The organism is Chryseobacterium sp. MP_3.2 (genome assembly GCF_035984805.1).
GTDB lineage: Bacteria > Bacteroidota > Bacteroidia > Flavobacteriales > Weeksellaceae > Kaistella.
Genome location: NZ_JAXCHW010000011.1, coordinates 79521 through 100158 on the forward strand (window position 1 = coordinate 79521; position 20638 = coordinate 100158).

Annotated in this window: 17 protein-coding genes, 2 tRNA genes and 1 rRNA gene; 10 read left to right on the forward strand and 10 right to left on the reverse strand. The window is 35.1% G+C overall.

Features of this window, described 5'->3' with window-relative positions; translation table 11 throughout:
• Window positions 1-9 precede the first annotated feature (9 nt).
• The gene (locus RCH13_RS12275; protein ID WP_326987538.1) at window positions 10-954 is read left to right on the forward strand and encodes a YihY/virulence factor BrkB family protein; all 945 of its coding nucleotides are present in this window, start codon (window positions 10-12) and stop codon (window positions 952-954) included.
• 321 nt (window positions 955-1275) lie between these two features.
• On the opposite strand, the gene RCH13_RS12280 is transcribed toward RCH13_RS12275, so the two are convergent.
• The 4 genes from RCH13_RS12280 to RCH13_RS12295 form a co-directional block, all read right to left on the reverse strand.
• Window positions 1276-1347, reverse strand: a tRNA-Glu gene (locus RCH13_RS12280).
• A 20-nt stretch (window positions 1348-1367) separates the two neighbouring features.
• The gene (gene rpsT, locus RCH13_RS12285) at window positions 1368-1622 is read right to left on the reverse strand and encodes a 30S ribosomal protein S20 (RefSeq protein ID WP_326987539.1); all 255 of its coding nucleotides are present in this window, start codon (window positions 1620-1622) and stop codon (window positions 1368-1370) included.
• Window positions 1623-1711: 89 nt separating this feature from the next.
• Window positions 1712-1783: transfer RNA gene (locus tag RCH13_RS12290), tRNA-Glu, on the reverse strand.
• A 58-nt stretch (window positions 1784-1841) separates the two neighbouring features.
• Window positions 1842-3131, reverse strand: coding sequence for an N-acetylmuramoyl-L-alanine amidase family protein (locus tag RCH13_RS12295; RefSeq protein ID WP_326987540.1), 1290 nt, complete (start codon window positions 3129-3131; stop codon window positions 1842-1844).
• A gap of 55 nt (window positions 3132-3186) precedes the next feature.
• On the opposite strand from RCH13_RS12295, the gene RCH13_RS12300 reads away from it, so the two are divergent.
• The 5 genes from RCH13_RS12300 (at window position 3187) to RCH13_RS12320 (ending at window position 9702) form a co-directional block, all read left to right on the forward strand.
• The gene (locus RCH13_RS12300; protein ID WP_326987541.1) at window positions 3187-5778 is read left to right on the forward strand and encodes a putative LPS assembly protein LptD; all 2592 of its coding nucleotides are present in this window, start codon (window positions 3187-3189) and stop codon (window positions 5776-5778) included.
• A gap of 53 nt (window positions 5779-5831) precedes the next feature.
• Window positions 5832-6212 carry a Rid family detoxifying hydrolase gene (locus RCH13_RS12305; protein WP_326987542.1) on the forward strand — a complete coding sequence of 127 codons (381 nt, stop codon included), beginning with the start codon at window positions 5832-5834 and terminating at the stop codon, window positions 6210-6212.
• Window positions 6213-6665 (forward strand): hypothetical protein, encoded by a 453-nt coding sequence (locus RCH13_RS12310; protein ID WP_326987543.1) that lies wholly within the window; start codon window positions 6213-6215, stop codon window positions 6663-6665.
• 240 nt (window positions 6666-6905) lie between these two features.
• Window positions 6906-8222 (forward strand): serine hydrolase domain-containing protein, encoded by a 1317-nt coding sequence (locus RCH13_RS12315; RefSeq protein ID WP_326987544.1) that lies wholly within the window; start codon window positions 6906-6908, stop codon window positions 8220-8222.
• Window positions 8223-8235: 13 nt separating this feature from the next.
• Window positions 8236-9702, forward strand: a complete 1467-nt coding sequence (locus tag RCH13_RS12320) for a hypothetical protein (RefSeq protein WP_326987545.1) — start codon at window positions 8236-8238, stop codon at window positions 9700-9702.
• Between the two features lie 134 nt (window positions 9703-9836).
• On the opposite strand, the gene RCH13_RS12325 is transcribed toward RCH13_RS12320, so the two are convergent.
• Window positions 9837-11348 (reverse strand): trypsin-like peptidase domain-containing protein, encoded by a 1512-nt coding sequence (locus RCH13_RS12325; RefSeq protein ID WP_326987546.1) that lies wholly within the window; start codon window positions 11346-11348, stop codon window positions 9837-9839.
• Between the two features lie 271 nt (window positions 11349-11619).
• On the opposite strand from RCH13_RS12325, the gene RCH13_RS12330 reads away from it, so the two are divergent.
• Complete coding sequence (locus RCH13_RS12330) at window positions 11620-12534, forward strand: dimethylarginine dimethylaminohydrolase family protein (RefSeq protein ID WP_326987547.1); 915 nt, start codon at window positions 11620-11622, stop codon at window positions 12532-12534.
• Between the two features lie 9 nt (window positions 12535-12543).
• Here the strand turns inward: RCH13_RS12330 and RCH13_RS12335 are convergent, their stop codons facing one another.
• Window positions 12544-13206, reverse strand: coding sequence for a copper homeostasis protein CutC (locus RCH13_RS12335; RefSeq protein WP_326987548.1), 663 nt, complete (start codon window positions 13204-13206; stop codon window positions 12544-12546).
• A gap of 82 nt (window positions 13207-13288) precedes the next feature.
• On the opposite strand from RCH13_RS12335, the gene ctlX reads away from it, so the two are divergent.
• Complete coding sequence (gene ctlX / locus RCH13_RS12340) at window positions 13289-14212, forward strand: citrulline utilization hydrolase CtlX (protein WP_326987549.1); 924 nt, start codon at window positions 13289-13291, stop codon at window positions 14210-14212.
• Between the two features lie 70 nt (window positions 14213-14282).
• On the opposite strand, the gene RCH13_RS12345 is transcribed toward ctlX, so the two are convergent.
• The 3 genes from RCH13_RS12345 to nadD all read right to left on the reverse strand — a co-directional run bounded on the left by RCH13_RS12345 (window position 14283) and on the right by nadD (window position 17807).
• A complete protein-coding gene (locus RCH13_RS12345; RefSeq protein ID WP_326987550.1) occupies window positions 14283-16499 on the reverse strand; it encodes a TonB-dependent receptor domain-containing protein in 2217 nt (738 codons plus the stop codon).
• 293 nt (window positions 16500-16792) lie between these two features.
• Entirely contained in the window at window positions 16793-17134 is a 342-nt protein-coding gene (locus RCH13_RS12350; protein ID WP_326987555.1) for a DUF3817 domain-containing protein, read from the reverse strand.
• 88 nt (window positions 17135-17222) lie between these two features.
• Window positions 17223-17807, reverse strand: a complete 585-nt coding sequence (gene nadD, locus RCH13_RS12355) for a nicotinate (nicotinamide) nucleotide adenylyltransferase (protein WP_326987551.1) — start codon at window positions 17805-17807, stop codon at window positions 17223-17225.
• 223 nt (window positions 17808-18030) lie between these two features.
• Between nadD and RCH13_RS12360 the strand changes: the two genes are divergently transcribed.
• Together RCH13_RS12360 and RCH13_RS12365 are read left to right on the forward strand one after the other, a co-directional pair.
• Window positions 18031-19635 (forward strand): hypothetical protein, encoded by a 1605-nt coding sequence (locus tag RCH13_RS12360; protein ID WP_326987552.1) that lies wholly within the window; start codon window positions 18031-18033, stop codon window positions 19633-19635.
• Between the two features lie 321 nt (window positions 19636-19956).
• Window positions 19957-20301, forward strand: a complete 345-nt coding sequence (locus RCH13_RS12365) for a hypothetical protein (protein ID WP_326987553.1) — start codon at window positions 19957-19959, stop codon at window positions 20299-20301.
• 257 nt (window positions 20302-20558) lie between these two features.
• Here the strand turns inward: RCH13_RS12365 and rrf are convergent.
• Window positions 20559-20638: ribosomal RNA gene (gene rrf / locus RCH13_RS12370) — 5S ribosomal RNA — on the reverse strand; the annotation flags it as partial.

A 20638-nucleotide genomic window follows, 5' to 3' on the forward strand; every position in this document is an offset into this window, starting at 1 on the left:
AAAAAAAAAGTGATGAAAAAAATTAAATTTTTCTGGGAGGCTTTAAAGGAAACTTTTACGGAGTGGAATAATTCTGCAGCGGTGAAGGATTCCGCTAGTCTGGCGTATTACGCAATATTTTCTATACCTGGGTTACTCATTATCATCATTTGGATTGCGGGCAATTTTTTCGGACAAGAAGCAATTCAGGGTCAAATCAGCAGTCAAATTCAATCCATGATGGGTGCAGAGGCAGCAAAGAGTGTAGAAGATATTATTGCAGGAGCCTTAATTGACAAAGAAAATATCTTCATGAAAACTGTCGGCGTGTTTGCTTTGATATTCGGAGGAACCACCGTTTTCTTTCAGCTTCAGAAATCTTTGAATGACTTATGGGACGTAGAATCTGCCCCGAAAAAAGCCATCATCAAATTTTTACTGGATCGTGCTAATTCTTTGGGGATGATTTTGGTCATTGGATTTTTATTGATGATTACCATGGTGCTTTCCTCTTTGATCAGTTTGCTTAATCATTTCATTACTTCTCAACTGGGTTTAGAAACCTATTTACTCATGGAGTTGGTGAACTTCACGGTAGGATTTATTTTGGTCACCTTGGTTTTTGCCTTTATGTTCAAAGTTTTGCCAGATGCAGAAATTTCTTGGAAGGCGGTTTGGCCCGGAGCGATTCTCACAGCAATTCTATTTACAATCGGGAAATTTCTCCTCAGTCTGTATTTTTCTGAGCTAAAGCCTACGTCTGCATTTGGAACAGCGGGCACGGTAGTTTTAATTATGATGTGGATTAATTACACCTGCATGCTCATCTTTTTTGGTGCCGAATTCACTAAAGTATATTCAAAGAAAAAAGGATTCATAATCGTTCCCTCCAGACATGCAAAATGGAGCGCCGCAAAACTTTACCGAGAAGATCAAGCGGAAAAAGCTTTAGCTTCTGCGAAAGCATACAATTAGAAGCTGTATTCCTTTATTTAAATAATAAGGCCAATTAAATAATAAGACCAACTGAGAATTTGGTCTTTTTGTTTGAACACAAATGAAAATCTACCCTCTTCTGTAGAATTGTTTAATTTGGTTTTCCTACAGAAGAAAACGATCATATCATCTTTACACACAGCAGGAAAGTACTAGCGTTTAAACACTAAATTAGCGGTCAATTATCAAGTCTCAATGCCATTTTCATTACGGTTATACCTACGAATTCTTCTATCCGAACAATTGTCCAATTAGTATACATAAAAAAAACTTCCGAAAAGAAACTTTTCGGAAGTTAAGTAGCCCGTAGGGGAGTCGAACCCCTCTTACCAGGATGAAAACCTGAGGTCCTAACCGATAGACGAACGGGCCAGTGCGTCTTTTATAATGAGTTACGCTAACTTATTAACGTGTTTTGTCAACTTGCTTTTTAAGTTTGCTGCTTTGTTCTTGTGGATGATGTTTTTCTTCACCAATTTATCCAACAGTGAGATTACTAAAGGCAACTGTATTGTAGCTGCAGCTTTATCTTCCTCACTTCTCAATACTTTCAAAACTGTACGAGCAGTTTTGTGGTAGTATCTGTTTCTTAATCTTTTCTTTTCGCTTTGTCTGATTCTTTTCAGAGCTGATTTATGATTTGCCATATCTTTCTAAAAACTTGGGTGCAAAGATAGAATTTCTTTTCTGATTACAAAATTTATTTTAAAAAACTTTTCAAGATTTTCAACTTTAGTAGCCTATAGGGGAATCGAACCCCTGTTGCAAGACTGAAAATCTTGAGTCCTTACCACTAGACGAATAGGCCTGGTTTAGGGACTGCAAAACTATTGATAAATTTTTGATTTTGCAAACTAATCCTTGCTCTATTTAAACATTTTTTGGATCACTGTGTTTTTCACTCCTTTATCCTCCAATTGACGCTGCATTTTTACCGCATCTTCTAAAGAAGAAAATCGACCATAAGTGTAATAAAACATATTGTTTTGTTTCACTCTATTCACATCTTTTAACGTCTTTAAAATATAAGAATTAGTGCTTAATTTTTTGTCAGAGGCTTCTAATTCTATGGTATAATAACCCGTACCTAATTTTTGATTGGGCACAAAGGATATAGACGTTGCATTTTTAAATCCAGCATCTTTTGCGGTCTTCAAATTATTATCTCGAACAGAAGCTAAGTTCGTGGTACTGTAATAGTATTTATACATTCCATTTTCCTTTAAAGGCATAATGTAATTTAAACCTTTCAAGGCTGGATCACTGGATGCATATTTCATGGGTGAGGACATTAGTAAAATACGAAAATCATTTTTCAACGCTACTTCTGCGGGTTTATCTTTTTCTCTTGGCGAGTTGCTTACTCCGCCATTTCTTTCGATGGTCTTTTTATAATTAACTATTGCATCATAAATACTCTCTGCAATTTCATTTTGGCCTTTATCAGACGCCAAATATGCAGCTTCTTCATAATTACTCACAAAGCCAGTCTCAATCAATACAGACGGCATTGCGTTTAATCTTAAAACATGCAGATTTTGCTGTTTCACGCCTCTGGAAAATCGATTATCCTTTTTTACAAAATTACCTTCAACATAACTTCCGAAAAGCAAACTGGTTTCTAAGTATTTACTTTGCATCATTTTCAAAGCAATCAAAGACTCTGGAGATTTTGGATCGTAAGAGGCAAATGTTTCACGATCTCGATCATCTAAATAAATTACATCATTCTCCGCCTTCGCAACTTCAAGATTGGTTTTATTCTGATCAGGACCTTGTACAAAAGTTTCTGTTCCGTAGGGCGATGTCTTGGTACTCGCATTTACGTGAATTGAAATAAACAAATCTGCTTTGCTGCGATTGGCCAAAGTTGTGCGGTCTGTTAAGGATGGAAATTCATCAACTTTTCTGGTATAAATAACTTTGTAGTCTTTATTCCTCTCTAGCATTCTGCCTAATTTAAGGGTAATGGCTAATGTAACATCTTTTTCTCTTACCATTCCCAAGTCATCGTACCTTCTGTTCGCACCGTGGTCAGTGCCTCCATGACCAGCATCAAGCACAATGGTGAATTTCTTTTGTGCATCTGTAAATACAAATACCGCGATTAAAAGGAAGGTGAAATATTTTTTAAGTGAAAAACTAGAAGTAATCATCTTTAGATTTTAAAAATTATATTAATTTTGACCACAAATTACAGAATACACCGATTTGGTCACTACCGGCTTCAAAAATATATTACAAATCTTAATTATCCTAATTTTTAACAATTTTTTAGCACAACAAGGCGCTCAAAATTTGGCTGGAAATAAGATAGTAAACGATACGATTCCAAAATCTGATACCATTGTTCTGAAAAAGGAGCAGCTTGAATCTGTGGTTAATACCAAGGCAGATAATATACGGAATGATATTCCAAAAAAGATGACTTACCTCAATAAAAAGGCTCAAGTTACCTATCAGGATATGATCATCGATGCCGATTACATTTCTATCGACTGGGACAAATCGCTCATTTTTGCCCGCGGAGAACTGGATTCTTTAGGTCGGGTAAAAGTTCCTGCTGTAGCCACACAAGCTGGAAAAAAATATGAATATGATGAGTTTACCTACAATATAAAATCAGGTCAAGCCATTGCATTTAATGCCAGAACCGAAGAAAGTGAAGGCGTGATTGTCGCTGAAAAAACGAAGAAATACAATGATTCTGTCTTTTTTATGCGCCGTGGAAAATACACCACCGATGAATATTTCATCAAGAAAAAAGACACCGTTGCCGATTATTATTTGCTGGCTCCTAACATTAAACTGATCAAAGGAAAAGACAAGTCACAAGTGATCACAGGACCGATTCAATTGTATATTGAAAACGTGCCAACTCCTTTGGTTTTGCCCTTCGCTATCCTTCCATTTTCTGATAAAAGAAGTGCGGGAATTTTAATTCCGAGTTTTGGGGAGCGAGAGGATGTCGGTTTTTTCCTCAATTCCCTCGGCTATTATCAACCTATTGGGGAACATTTTGATTTAAAAATTCTGGCAGACATCTACACGAAAGGAAGTTGGAATCTACGGCCGGAGATGAATTATAAGAAGAATTATAAATTTTCCGGAAATTTTTCTGCAGACATTGGAACTACAGTTCGTGGAATTAAAGGTTTATCGGATTATTCCAAAACCGGAACCTATAGAATTGCGTGGCGACATCAACAAGATACCAAGGCAAATCCTTTTCTCAATTTTTCCGCCTCTGTGGACGTGGTAAGTAATAAGTTTTATAACAATACGGTTAATAACAATTACGCCTTCAATCAAAACAATCTTAATGCACAGCAGAACTCCAGTTTGAGTATTGTGAAAAGATTTTTGACTTTGCCCGTTACCATTACGGGAACTTCTTCTTATTCTCAAAATTTTTCTACTGGATTAGCTGATTTAAAATTGCCGGTTTTAAATGTAGCCATCAACCAGTTCTATCTTTTCACCCCGAAAACGGGCATCAGACAAGGACTGCTAGAAAACATTACGATCAACACGGGATTAAACTTTAATAATTTCGTGCAGACCACCGAGGATGAATTGTTTAAAAAAGAAATGTGGGACAAAATGCAGACGGGTCTTCGGAATAATATTGCAATAGGAACCAATACTACTTTAGCAAAATATTTTACTTTTTCCCTCTCGGCGAACATTGACAATGCACTCACGACCAAAACGCTAACGAAGTTTTACAATCCCATTGAAAATAAAGTTGAAGATGTATTCAATAAAAAAATTGCGGGTTACTCTTCCTTTTCTACCAGTGCGAGTTTGCAAACGGTTTTGTATGGAATGTTAAACTTTAAAAAAGACTCTCCCATTCAGGCTATTCGTCACATGATGACACCACAGATTGGGTTTAATTATTCCCCCGATTTTTCTGCGCCAGAGTTCGGGTACTATAAAAATTATTTCAATGATCGTGGGGAAATGACACCCTACTCTATTTTTGATGGTGGAATTATCGGTACGCCAAATTCTGGGTTGGTACAAGCTTTAAGCATTGCCATCAATAATAATATAGAAATGAAGGTGAAATCTAAAAACGATTCCATCGGCACCAAAAAAATTAAGATTTTCGAAGCTTTAAATTTCAATACCAATTATAATTTTGCAGCAGAAAAGTACAAGTGGTCTATGTTTACCTTTAACGGACAAACCACTATTTTTGAAAAGCTTAATCTGAATACGAGTTTGGTTTTAGAACCTTATAAAATACTCTTCGTACCTGGTGACGATGTCGGGATTAGAACAGAGGAATTTGGAAACTTCAGTATTCAAGGATTTAATGCGCAATTGTCTTATCCATTGAGCAGTGAACTATTCGGCAAAAAAGAGAAAGTTGAGCTCGCCAAAAAATACAATACTAAAGGTGAAATCCGCAATGAAAATTATTATTTTGATGAAGATAATTACTCCAGATTTCAGCAACCCTGGACTTTAAATGTGAATGCGCAATACAGTTACACCAAAAGTCTCACGCGTTTCGGAACTCAAATGGCTTCCGTAGGTTTAGATGCTACCATTAAACTTTCTCCCTATTGGAATGTGAATGGAAATCTTTATTATGACGTCATCACAAAAGAAATTGCAAACACGAGACTTGGTTTTTCTCGGGATCAAAGAAGTTTTACCATTAATTTCAACTGGATTCCGTACGGACAATATAAAGTGTATGATTTCTTTATTGGAATCAAAGCCAACATTTTACGTGATGCCTTAAAATACAAAGACCGAAGTTTCACCCAACCCAATGCGCCTTTTTAAAAAGAAATTTTTAAAACAAAACAATAGTTTTATATTTGCCAAATACAGCTGCTATGAAAACAATCATTACTACCTCCAAAGCTCCTGCCGCGATCGGACCTTATGCACAGGCGAATTTTGCGAACGGAATCCTCTATATTTCTGGACAAATTCCTTTGAACTCAGAAAATGGGAAACTTGCAGAAGGCATTGAAAAAGAAACGCATCAGGTAATGAAAAATCTGGAGGCTATTTTAACTGAAGCTGGGATGACCTTTAAAAATGTAGTGAAAGCTAGTATTTTTCTAAAAAACATGGATGATTTTTCCGTGATGAATGACATTTACGCGTCGTACTTAGATGCAGCGCATTATCCGGCAAGAGAAACGGTTCAGGTTTCCTGCCTTCCGAAAAACGTTGATATCGAAATTTCCATGATCGCACATCAATTCTAAATGAATTTTCTTCAAAATACTTTTGCTGTTTTTGTAGGTTTGGCTGTAGCTGCGCTTCTTATTTCCTTGGGAGTTAGGCTCAATTCTGCCTGGATTACATATGATGAATTTGCACCTTTTGCGCACTGGCAAAAACTGCTCAAATCCATGGAACATAAGCCGTATTTCTTTGTAGCGCTCCTTATTTCTTCTGGAATTGCAGCAAGTGTCGGTGGCGTTGTTACCGCGATTTTAGTCAAATATGCAAAAGTAGCTTACGCGATTTTGATAGGCTTTATTCTTTTATTTGTGGCAATGTTAGATGTGATTATTAACCCTTATCATCCTACATTTTACAAAATTTTAATATTTCTAACGTTCTTTCCATTCGCTTGGATTGGGGGAAAAATCACGGAGGTGATCTACAACCGCAAGAAAAAAAAACTCAGAAGACTGCAAAATAAAAAGCAGTAATTCTTTTATTCGGAGCAACAAAATAACATTTTCTTTAAAAAGCAGTCCCGCTGTTCACTATATCTTTTTTGACATTGCTTAGATGAAAAGTCTATTTTTTGAAAATTTTGCCAAAGCAATACCAAAAAAGGATGCCGTTTCCATCGCGGCTAAAAAGAACTTTTCGTTTTTCTTTTGAACTGATTTTAATTTGGTATTTTTAAGAGGTCGAATTATACTTCAACTCAAAAATAAAATACCATGAAAAAATCCCTAATTCTTCTTTTAGTTACCGTATGCACGGCTGCTTCCTTCGCGCAGAAATTCGATAAGGAAAAGCTGGATCGCTATCTTCAGACTTTGGAAAAAAATGACAAATTCATGGGAAGTGTCGCCATTTCTGAAAACGGAAAGATCATTTACTCCAATTCTCTGGGATATTCCGATGTAGAAACGAAAACCAAACCGAACGAAACCACCAAATACCGCATCGGTTCCATTTCGAAATCCTTCACGAGCGCTTTGATCTTAAAGGCGATGGAAGAAAATAAACTTTCCCTAGATACCAAAATTTCAAAATATTTTCCAAACATTAAAAATGCTGATCAAATAACCATCAGTAATTTACTCAATCACAGAAGCGGGATCCACAATTTCACAAGTGATGATGAGTATATAAAATGGAGCACGCAGAAAAAATCTGAAAAAGACCTGATGGATATTATTGAAAAAGGCGGAAGCGATTTCGAACCAAATTCCAAAGCAGATTACAGCAATTCCAATTATGTTTTACTAAGTTTTATTCTGGAGAAAATTTATAAAAAATCATATTCGGAAATTTTAACGGAGAAGATCATCAAACCACTTGGATTGAAAAATACCTTTTACGGTGGAAAGATTAATCTGAAAAATAATGAAGCTAATTCCTATCATTTTGAAAATGGCTGGATAAAAGAAAGGGAAACCGACATGAGTATTCCGCTTGGAGCCGGAGCAATTGTTTCTACTCCCAGTGATTTGCTGCGATTTGCAGATGCACTTTTTGGAGGAAAAATAATCTCTGAAAACAGTTTAAAATTAATGGAAACCCTCAAAGAAAATTATGGTTACGGACTTTTTCAAATGCCTTTCGGAGATAAAAAAGCGTTCGGACATACCGGTGGAATTGATGGTTTCAGCTCAAATTATGGATATTTCCCTGCAGAGAAAGTTTCTTTTGCCTTCACCTCAAACGGAAAAAACTTTAAAAACAATGATATCGCAGTTGCAATTTTAAGTGCTGCATTTAAGCAGCCTTATGAAACTCCAACTTTCAAATTGATCGACTTAAAAACAGAAGATTTGGATCAGTATTTAGGAATTTACTCCAGCAAAGACACCCCTTTGAAAATAACAATCACAAAAAATGATAAAATATTAACAGCGCAAGCAACGGGACAATCTGGCTTTCCCCTGGACGCAACGGCAAATAATATGTTCAAATTCGATCAAGCAGGAATCGTGTTAGAATTTAAACCCAGTGAGAAAAAAATGATTTTAAATCAGGGAGGTAAATCATATAACTTCACACAGGAATAAAAAAAAAAGTTTTATGGCAAGTGCAGATATAAAAATTCATGACAAATTTACGCTGGAAATAAAACTGCGTTTAGAACCCCTTCGAGATCAAAAAGGAACGTCGTTTTCTATCAACTCCTGGATCTTTCTGCCGAAAAGTATCGACATCAATCAACATACCTTTTCCAAAAGTGATTTTTATAAAAATCTAAAATCCAATATCAGATTAATTACGCCTGTTTTTAATCTTCATGAAATTGTACATTTTGAGAATTCGCCGCTGCAATATCTCACAAAATCTTTTGAGACTGTTGCAACTGATGCTACGAAAAGGTCCATCTCGGAGTATAAATATAATATCAGAATGTTTCTGGCCATTCTGAAAAGTTCGCTTCGAAATGAAATTCGTTTTATAAAAGAAAGCGAAAGCAAAGAGGAACGTGATTTCCTGACCGACCGTTATTATACGTCGGTGAACAGTATTTTCGCACAGTACAGAAAGCTGGAAAATATTCTCACAAAACATCTGGTAACGCCCGAAATTTTAAAACCTTTTACTTTCGGCGACGAATTCATGAGTTATTTGGTGGAAAAACAGAATTTCCATTTGTTGAAAACCTTGCTCAACGGGGAAGAAAAAGATGATTTAGCCGCGAAAAAAATTCAAAATTTAATTGACAGAGAGCGGGAATATAAGAAATCGGCGAATTACGCCATATTTGAGAAAAATAAGACAAAACAAAACCGTCATTTACTTTCCAGATTGGGATTTCTTAAAAAATTTGCAGAAAGTGAACTGTATTTAACGACCTTAAAACAGAGAGATGGAGTTTTTATCGAGCAAATTTCCATGAGCATTGCGGCAGGACTTTCCATGATCTTTGCAACTGCGATTGCTTTCGGTTTTCAGCAAAAGTTTGGAAATTTAACCATGCCTTTTTTTGTTGCTCTCGTGGTAAGTTACATTCTAAAAGATCGCATCAAAGAATTTGCGAGGTACTATTTGGTCCATAAATTATCCAATAAATTTTTTGATCAGAAGATCAATATCAATATGGATGATAAAATCATTGGGACAGAAAAGGAATCCTTTGACTACATTGACCCAAAGAAAATTCCGGAAATGGTATCGCGACTTCGAAAGGAAAATCCAGTTTCCGAAGATATTAACACCTTAAGAAATGATAATCTTATTCTGTACAGAAAAATGATCCTACTCAACCGGGAAAAACTTGACGAATTGAGTTTTTATGAAATTCCGGGAATCAATGAAATCATCCGACTCAATATTTCTAATTTTATGTTCAAAATGGACAATGCTTATTTTCCTATTTCCATTCCAAATGAAGAGAACGGTTACGAAATTACACAAGTGGAAAAAGTATACTTCTTAGATATGGTTTTGCAATTAAATATGAATGAGGTTGCAACCTACTCTTATTACCGAATCATCGCAAACCGAGAAGGAATATTGAGTGTAGAAAAAATTGCAGACCAATAAATTGGATGTTGGATGTTGGATGTTAGTTGTTAGATGTTAGATGTTAGATGTTAGATGTTAGAAAGATGCTAAATGATTCGACAAAAAAAACGCAACTTTAAAAAGTTGCGTTTTTTCTTGAATTTATTCTAAAACTAAGGCATTTTAAAACCTCTAGTGGTAATTCTTCCGTATTCATCTACGTATTTTACTTGAACATTTCCACTGTAAGACTGTAGAATTTTGTCTACATCTTTCTGGGAGTTCACAGGTTTTCCGTTGATTTCGATAACAATGTAATTATCAACAACACCAATTTTAGCCATCTCACTTCCTTCTACAACATTCCGTACGATAACACCGCTATTTAAGCCGTAGTCTGTTTTGAATTTTTCACTTAAATTATCGAATTCAGCACCAATTTTTTCAGAGACTGATAAATCCGCTTTGCTTCTGGCTTTGGTTCCGCCATTTTGATCTTTCAAGGTAACATTTGTAGTTCCTGTTTTACCATTTCTGATATATGTTACTGCAACCTTATCTCCTGGTCTTTTACTGCCTACCGCAAAAGATAAATCGTAATAACTGCCGATTGCAGTATTGTCCACTTTCGTGATGATATCGCCGGTTCTTAATCCTGCATCTTCCGCACCACCATTATCAGAAACCTCGATCAGATAAACGCCATCTCCAACTTTAACATTGGCTTTCTTCTGCTGATTGTAAGATGCAACTTGTCTTTGATCTGATAAATCCAAAGGAACTACGCCTAAGAATCCACGCTGAACCAAACCAAATTGTTTAATGTCTTCTACTACTTTTCTGGCTAAGTTAGCTGGAACGGCAAATCCATAGCCTTCATAATACCCTGTTTTAGATGAAATTGCAGAATTAATTCCGATTAATTCACCCGTCGTATTGACTAGAGCACCACCAGAGTTCCCTGGATTAATCGCTGCATCTGTTTGAATAAAACTTTCAATCGGCGTTCTAGATTGCTGACTTAGTAAATCAATGCTTCTGCCTTTTGCAGAAACAATTCCGGCAGTTACGGTAGAGTTAAGACCCATTGGATTTCCAACGGCCAAAACCCATTGCCCAACTTCTACATTGTCTGAATTGGCAAAATTTAAAAAGGGTAAACCTTTCTCTTCAATCTTTAAAAGTGCAATGTCTGTAGTTGGATCAGTTCCCACGAGATTTGCGATGTAAGATTTTTTATTAGATAATACTACTTCCAATTTAGTGGCACCTGCAATCACGTGATTGTTAGAAATAATATAGCCATCTGGGGAAATAATTACTCCCGACCCCATTCCTGTTGGCATATTTTGTGGCGGTTGCTGCTGCTGTTTTTGCTGCTGCCCAAATGGATTTCCAAAAAACTGATCAAACATATCTTGTTCACTTCTGTTATTTTTTCTATCGGAAAAGTTTTTAATACTCACTACTGCAGGAACTGTAGATTTTGATACTTTCACAAAATCATCACTTAATCCTGCCATATTCAGGGAGGCAAATTTAGCATCCGTGTTTTTCGGGGCGAAATAAGAAAGTTCCGAGTTTTTATCTTGAACTCCAAAATAGTTAATGGCACCAAAAGTAGTGGCACCAGAAAAGATTCCGACCAAGGCGTACGGAATCATCTTTTTCATCGTATTCTTCATTGTCATATATTGTTAATTCTTTGTTATTCTGCTATGAACCAAGCAAATTTAATGCTAAATAAGTAGGATTGAAAAGTGCTTCGTTTCAATTTTAACTAATTATTAACACCTTTTAAAACTTTTTAGTGATTTTTATACCTATTTGGGAAAGCATGGTAGAATTTTGTGAGTCTAATAAAGCCATGTGTGCAAATTTGTCAGTCCAAATTGTCACAATTAATTATTTCGTCACCTGAAATGCTTTGTTTAAATTTGTGACAATCCATAATGTATGAACCTAAATATCCATAACGAAACCGGCCTATTAAAATCTGTAGTTCTAGGAATGCCAAATTCCATGGGAGTTCCCCACTCCTTAGAAGACAGTTATGATGCCAAATCCTATCATTCTCTTGAACACGGAATATATCCAAAGGAAAATGATATTGTCAATGAAATGACGGCTTTCGAGAAGATTTTAGTGAAACATGGTGTTGAAGTTTATCGACCGCAGCTCATTAAGGACTACAATCAGGTTTTTGCACGTGATGTGGCTTTTGTGGTAGAGGATCAAATGATTATATCAAACATCATTCAAGACCGCTACGAAGAGCAGGATGCGTACCGGAAAATTTTCGCTCGCGTTGGGTGGAAAAAGATTATCAACCTTCCAGATACCGCACATATAGAAGGTGGAGACGTTATTGTCTGGAATGATTTCATCTTCGTGGGAACATGCTTTTCTGAAGATTACAGAAATTTTAAAACGGCAAGAACGAATGAATACGCCATAGATATTTTAAAAGAATATTTTCCAAAAAAGAGAATCATCGATTTAGAATTAAATAAAAATGATACAAATCCTTTTCAGGGAATTCTTCATTTGGATTGCACCTTTAATCCTGTGGGGAAAGACAAATGTATTATTTACAAAGAGGGTTTCGTAGATGAAAGTGACTACCGACTTTTGCTGGATATTTTTGGCGAAGAAAATTGTTTTCATGTAACAAAGCAGGAAATGTTCGAAATGAATCCCAATATTTTTTCCATCTCCCCAGAAATTGTAGTTTCTGACCAATCTTTTACGCGGATGAATAATCACCTGAGAAATGAATGGGGAATGACAGTAGAAGAAATTCCGTACCGAGAAGTTTCTAAAATGGGTGGATTGTTAAGATGTTCCACCTTGCCATTGGTTAGAGAATAATTCAGGAATTTAAGAACACCCTTGTTTCAATTTTTTAATTTCATCTTCCGTCACGAAGGTGTCATATTTCATAATCGCTGAGGAATGGAAACTGGTTCCACCTGTAAATTTTTTCAAGGCTTCTATATTTTCACTTCGCACGCCGCCACCGATTAAGATTTCAATTTTGTGCGCGTATTTTTCGACCAAGTCTTTTATATTTTCTTTTCCTGCAACTGCATTTTTTTTTCCGCCAGAAGTTAAAACTGTTCTGAAACCTATTTTAATGAGAGTTTGCATGGATGCATCTAAATCTGAAGTACGGTCAAAAGCCCGATGAAAAGTACACGGAATTTCTCCCGCCAAAGTGAGAAGCTCTTGATTACGGGGAATATCAATTTCATTGTGTGCATCTAAAATCCCGAAAACAAATCCATCTGCACCACCTAATCGAAAATTGATAATGCTATTTTTCATCTGAGTAAATTCTGAATCAGAATAATAAAAAGGTCCACCCGTCGGACGAATCATAACGTAAATTGGCTTTTTAAAGGTTCTTTTCAGATGCATAAATTCATAAAAATCCGGAGTAGTGCCGCCTTTTTCTATATCATGGCAAAATTCTATGCGATCTGCCATTGATTGTAGGGCAGTTTCCGCGGAGGTAATTTCAAAACACGCAATTTCTAACATAAGATTTTTATTATCTTTAAATTTAAGTAAATTTGAGGGATAAATAAGGAGTTCAAAGCTCTTAAAATAAAATTTAATATTGATGCAAACAGCCAAAACTGTACTGATGGTAGAACCGATTGCATTCGGTTATAATTCCCAAACGGCGGAAAACAATTATTTTCAAAAAGAACAAAAAGAAGCGAATATCCAAGAGAAAGCCTTGGAAGAATTTAATGCTTTTGCCACCAAACTTCGGGAGAAAGGTATTGAAGTGATCACTGTAAAAGACACGCTGGAACCTCATTCGCCAGATTCTATTTTTCCTAATAACTGGGTGAGTTTTCATGAAGATGGCACCGTAGCTCTTTATCCCATGTTTGCCATGAACAGAAGAGTAGAAAGAAGACCGGAAATTTTACAAGCCCTGCAAAACGAGGGATTCAATATTGACAAAGTAGAAGATTTATCTCCTGCGGAAAATGAGGAAAAATATTTGGAAGGAACAGGGAGCATGATTTTCGATCATGAATATAAAATTGCGTACGGTTCTGTTTCTTTGCGTTTAGATGAGGAACTTTTTCGGGAATTCTGCGAAAAGTTTGGATATCGACCTGTCGTTTTTCATTCTTTTCAAAATGTAGGAAACCAACGTTTGCCAATTTATCACACCAATGTAATGATGTGCGTGGCGCAGCAATTTGTGGTAATTTGCCTTGATTGTATTGATGATGAAATGGAGAGAGAGAAAATTCAGGAAACCATTAAATCGACAGACAAAGAACTGATAGAAATCTCTGAAGATCAGATGCAACAGTTTGCAGGGAATATGCTTCAGGTGCAAAATCAAGAAGGACAGCAGTTTTTGGTAATGAGTGAAACCGCCTATCAATCCTTAACAGAAAAGCAAATTTCTGCAATTGAAATGCATTGCGAGATTATACATGCAGACTTAAACACCATAGAAACCAATGGTGGCGGGAGCGCAAGATGCATGTTGGCAGAAGTTTTCTTACCACGCAATTAATATCTGAAAATCAAAAAACCTTTAGAAATTCTAAAGGTTTTTTTGAAAAATATAATTAGCTGAATGAATGTTATCTCGTTCTGTTTTTAATGTCCTTATCTGCACTGTCTATATCTCTAACTTTCTTAACTTTTTGATTTCCGAAATTGTAAACTAAAGTTAGTTTAACACCTCTTTTGTAGCGATCCTGAGAAATATTATTATAATTCCCATTTTTCTGAAAGTCTGTAATAGAAAGCAATTGTGTATCTAAAACATCATTTAAATCTAGGGCGAAAGTCCAGTTGTTCCAGATCTTTTTCACGGTAAAGTCTAAACTCATCAAAGCATCTAATTCCCCCAATTCAATCATTTGCTTATCAATGTAAAAATAATTTACGCCCAGAAACCAAGTCTTCTTTTTATCTAACTGAATATTATTACTGGTCTGAATTACAAAACTCGTAGACTTTTTACTGTTTTCATAAAGGGGGAAAATATCACCACTTAATGGATCTTGACTTAAGCTTCCTTTATTAATATTGTGCTGAATTCCTGTATTGAAATTGGTAGAAAGATAGCCTTTGAAAAAACTTTTCTGCATTCCAAGCATGGCTCCAAACTCTTGAATAGTCCCAAAATTTGTTCTGATATATCGCACTTGATTCACACCATTAATCACTCCTTGAAGAGGAACTTCTGTAATATTATCTTTCACCAAGGCGTGATTCAAAATTAAAAAGTAAGAGTTTTTATGCATGTACGTTAACTCTTGACGGTACACAGAAGCAGCTTTTACAAAAGGATTATTTTGGGTATAATTAAATTCAGTTAAATAAGTTTTAATGGGATTCAGTTCCCAAAAGCTGGGTCTTTTCATACGGCTAGAAAAGGCGTAAGAAATATTATTTTTGTCATTCATCGCATAGTTGAAACTTAGATAAGGCAAAAGTTGATTGTAATTTCTTTTAATGCTTTTCAATCTTTCGTCGATTGCATTGTCAGAATTACCTTCACTTACCGTTTGCTCGTAGCGCGCTCCAATTTTTCCAGAAAATTTTGGGGAGAATGATTTTTCAAAGGTTAAGTATGCTCCATAAATACTTTCTTCATAAAGAAACTCGTTGGGTTGTGGATTCATTAATCCTGTGCGGTAATCATATGCATTGAATTTAGTATCATTATCCGTATTGGTACTATTTAAATTTCCACCAAGGGCAATAGTGAAGTCGTTTTTGAATTTTTTGATGTAATCTGCTGTAGCAGAAAAGTTATTAATGAGTTGCGGCTGATCTTGATCAATTCTTAGAATCGGGGAATTTTGATTTTGATTAATATCCGAAGCGTAGGTGAAATTGGTGGATTCTTGATATCTTCTATAAAGTAAACCAGCCACATTTAAATTTAATTTACTACCCAAAGAATCTGTTTTCAATTCATAATTGACATTCATAGAATTGTTGTACGTATGTGCATCTTCCTTACTTTTGGTCAAAGTATAATCTGTAATGTTGGTGAGATTATTTGTAGAAGCATTAAACAAATCAATGGTAGAATTCAAGCTATTATTGAAGCGAGCGTTATAAGTGAGGGCTAAACTACTTTTGTCGTTTAATTGATAATCTATATTGATGTAACCTCCTAAATTTTTGTTCGGATCAGAAATCGCACCAACTGAGCGATTTTTTGCGGCTTGATTTCCATTGTTCAAATCATAATATTTGTAATCTACATTTTCATTAGAGTTCACGTTTGCGCTAATTCCCAATTTATCTTTTCTGTAATTGAGGCTTGCTCCAACTCCTGTGGCGTTGTAATAATTTTGCTCGTTTACAAATCTTAGATTTCCATTTAAACCATCGGTAGTTTTCTTTTTAAGAATGATATTGATAATACCGTCTGTTGATTCCACTTTAAACTCACTTCCGGGCATGGTAATCACCTCTATTTTCTGAATGTTTTCTGCCGGCATATTTTTTAAAAACTGTTCTAATCCATCTGCATCCATTTGGGTAACTCGACCGTTGATGTAAATGATGGCGTTGGATTTTCCAGCAATCTTTAAATTTTTATCGTCCGTAGAAGAAACGAGCGGCGTTTCTTTCAATAGACCAAAAGCTGTATTGCCTTTAGCAACTGGTGAAGCAGCTACGTCATACACAAAACGGTCACTTAATTTTTTAAAGACCTTTTTCGTCATGACTACTTCTTCAATTTTCTGGACTTTAGAAGAATCACTTTGTTGCTGCCCTTGTGCGAAGGTGAAAATTCCACTGAATAGGGAAATGGTTAGGATTAATTTTTTCATGGTTTTAGTTTTTTGTAGCAGATTGAGAAATAAGTTGATGTTTAAATCTACAAGCTGGAATTGGTTTGTTTTCTATAGTAGTATTACTATGCAAAGATATGTTATTATTTTAGTATTATGCAATACAAAGTAGTAACAAATATTTTATCCGTTATTTAAAGAGTTGAAAGTCAATGATAAAAATTTACAATTTGATATTAACCTGACAATTTGAACCTGCCATTTATTACATAAGATCACAAAAAAAGAACAAATTTCTTTGTTCTCGACTTGTATAATATTAAAGTTTAAACCTATTCTTCCCGATCAAATCTTGCCAATTTTCTATCTATCCAAATGGTAGCAAATGGAAAAAATGCCGCGATTAATGCAAAGACAGTGTCTTCATCGTCCCATTTAAAAATTTTTCGTGCGGGAACTAAAAGCAAGAGGTAAAGGCTGAAAAATAATCCGTGGATATTTCCAATGATGATAATATAAATAGTAGGTAAAAGAGCATCTCGCTCATACCGAATCCAAATCATAGCGCTGAAAAGGAACAGCCAAGAAAGTGCTTCTAACAAACATACTTGCTTAAACCACTTGATGATTTTTTCCTCTGAATATTTAGCAAAAAAGTTTTCAATAAGTTCCATATAAATTGTTTCAAACTCCTGCATTTAGTAAGGTGTTGGAGTGCTGCAAATTTAAGGAATTAAAAGAGATTTTGTAAAGTTGCTATTGTTATTTATAAAAACTGCTTCCATCTAAATATTCGAACACTTCAGGCGGAACCATAGGTCGTATATTTTTTCCCTCCTTAATCATTTGTCGAATTTTGGTCGCAGAAAGTTCGATGATGGGCGCATCAATCATAGAAATATGTTCATGTTTTATATATTGCGAATGGTCACTTTCAGCCTCACTTATTCTTGGATAAATAATAATTTGATGATTCTTAATCAACGTTTCCGAATTTTTCCATTTGCCTAAGCTTTTCAGGTTATCTTCTCCCATAATTAAAGCAAAAGAAAAATCTGGATATTTTTCATGAAGGTACGTCAACGTATCAATCGTATAACTGGGTTTCGGCAAGGAAAATTCCACATTTGAGGCGCGCATTTTTGGATAATTTTTTAAGGCAACTTGTACCATATCTAATCTATTATGATCTGTGAGCAGCGACTTTTTATCTTTAAAAGGATTCTGCGGACTTACTACGAACCAAAGTTCCTCCATATCTGTATTCTCCAAAATATAATTGGCCAAAATTAAATGCCCAATATGAATGGGGTTAAAACTCCCAAAAAACAACCCAATTTTCTTCATCTACTTCCTAATCTATATTTCTGGATACTGAATTAAAATCATTTGCAATTAATAATAACGGTCGATAAGTTGAAATTTCCAGGCTTTAAAGATAAAAAAATTAAAGCAGCATTTGAAGCCAGTGGAAAATCAATGCTATTAATAAAATAGAAATAAAACAAAAAAGCGCATTCTGCGATATAATAAACTTCCGTAAATTGAGTTCCATTTTAGGAACATCCTTTTGAAATTTTACTACTCCATATTTGTACTGCTCTTCTGTGTTTTTTACCAAGCACAGAAAAAGGAATATTGGCTCATTGACGTTCAAACTCAAACTAAAAAAGTTCAACCTGATTCTCTTTCTGCAGTTCAATTTCTGGATTCGCTTGCACAAAACAATTACTATCTAACAGAAGTAACCGACGTTAAAGTCATACAGCAAGTCACGGAAATCTACTTTGACAAAGGGAAAAATTACAATGAAGCAAACGTTCAATTAACAGAGAGCGTTCAAAAATCCATCAAAACACCTTCTGCATTTTTTACCAAAAATTTAGATTCACTGAAAAGAAGTATCGGCGAACAATATCGAAATAGGGGTTTTACCTTTAACCGGGTAAAGAGCAAATATTTAGGAATGAAAGATGACATTCCGCTCGTAGAAATTTCTATAGCAGAGGGAAATAAAAGGCAAATCGATGCCTTTGTGGTAAAAGGCTACGAAAAAGTTCCAAAGCGCTTCATCAAAAATTTAGAAAAAGAATACCGAGGTAAAACATATGCCGATAATAATCTGAATCAAATCACTCAATCCCTCCAAAACCACCCTTTCCTTCGCTTAGAAAAACCACCGCAAACTTTGTTTAAAAAAGATTCTACGCAGGTTTTTCTTTTTTTACAGAAGAAAAAATCGAATACTTTTGATGGCGTTATTGGTTTCGGAAATGATGATGAAGAAAAGTTTACTTTCAATGGAAGTCTTAATGTAAATTTCCGGAATATGTTTAACAGTTTTGAAACCGTAAATATATTTTGGCAAAGAAACCCCGATAAAGGTCAAACCTTTGATTTGAAAACAGATATTCCGTACCTCTTTAAAACAAACGTCGGAACTGAAATTAATGTTAATGTTTTCCGTCAAGATTCTACTTTTGCGCAGGTAAAACTTCGTCCCAGTCTTTACCTGAATTTGGGCAATCGTCAAAAAATTGGTCTTCGAGGCACTATTGAGACGTCTACAGTTTCTGATTCTCTCTACACACAGGCAAAAGATTACACCAAACAAGGAATTGGAATGTGGTACTCTTTCACAGAACCTTCGGAAGTGGAACTTTTTCTTTATAAAACCAGAATTAGGGTTGAAGCAGATTATCTAAATACCACGTACCAAAAAGAAGATCTAACTTTTTCACAAAATAATTTCTACTTGTCTGCAGAGCGAAACTTCGGGATTAAAGGAAATCATTATCTTAATTTACGCGGAGAATCGGCCCTCTTAAATTCTAAAAATGAATTAGGGACCAACGAATTGCTGCGTTTTGGCGGATGGAATTCTTTCCGAGGGTTCAATGAGAATTCTCTTCTGGCAGATTTCTATTATTTCGGATCAGCGGAGTACCGCTATCTTGTGGGAAGTCAGGCTTTCTTTGATGTCTTTGGACAATTTGGAGAATTTAACAATAAGAGTTTAAATTTAAAACCAAAAATTTACAGCTTCGGATTAGGATTTAATTTCGTGTTGCCAATTGGCTTAATGAGTTTTCAGCTCTCCAACGGAAATGAATTTGGTAATTCAATAAAATTTGGAGACACTAAAATCCATTGGGGAATACTGAGCAGGTTTTAATATTCCAATAATGTTCAACCAAAATATAGCTAGACGCTAAAGATAGGATTTTAAGTGAATTGCAAAAGCTGTAGTTTTTAAAGTTAAATGGCTATAAGAAGAATAATAAATAGAAAATTAGCGAATGCTTTCTTTTGTATTTACATTAAATTATTTTAAAAGTGGATCTAAATTTTGGGGACCTTTGCATTTTAAAATCATTCTTATATAATTAGTTTAATGACCTTGTTCTAAGAAATAATACATCAAAAATCGTATGATATCACTTCAAGATTATCACAATCAGAGTTAAGACAAATTTAATTATAAAATTAAATACAAATGACTTTCGAAGAAGCTTACACCACTTGTATTCTAGGCAAGAAGATTATTTCCTGGGGATTTCAGCAACCTGTAAAAACACATTTGCCAAATGGCTACTATGTCTATCCAGCTGGTTATTCTACGGTATATGATAATAATTACCTAATGATATTTAGCGGTGCTTCTTTAGAAAAAGCAGATTCAAGAAGTGATGATTTTGGATCCGACGGGTTTACCGATTTCGAGAGATACAGAAGCAATTTATTATTTTTAGGAAGATTAACATTTTTACCAAACCAAAAAAATGCACTAAAAGAAAACACATATGAAAGCGAACCACATACTGGAACGGTTCCTATGTAATAAAGAGGTGATGGTAGATTTAAAATGTCTTCGGCTTTATTATCTTGACTAAGCACTAAATATATTATACTATTTTTTTAGGACTTACATTTAATCTCTTATCTTCCATACTGGGTCTTTTTACTTTACTTTTTTATGTTGCCTATTTTCTCTTTTTCTTGTGTCTCTTATCTATCCGTCTGTTATCTCTTCGTCATTCATCTAGTTTTCGGGCACAAAAAAACCTCAATCTAATAAAAGATTGAGGTTTTAAAAAAAACTGGCGGCGACCTACTCTCCCGCGTTAGCAGTACCATCGGCGCTAGAGGGCTTAACTTCTGTGTTCGGAATGGGAACA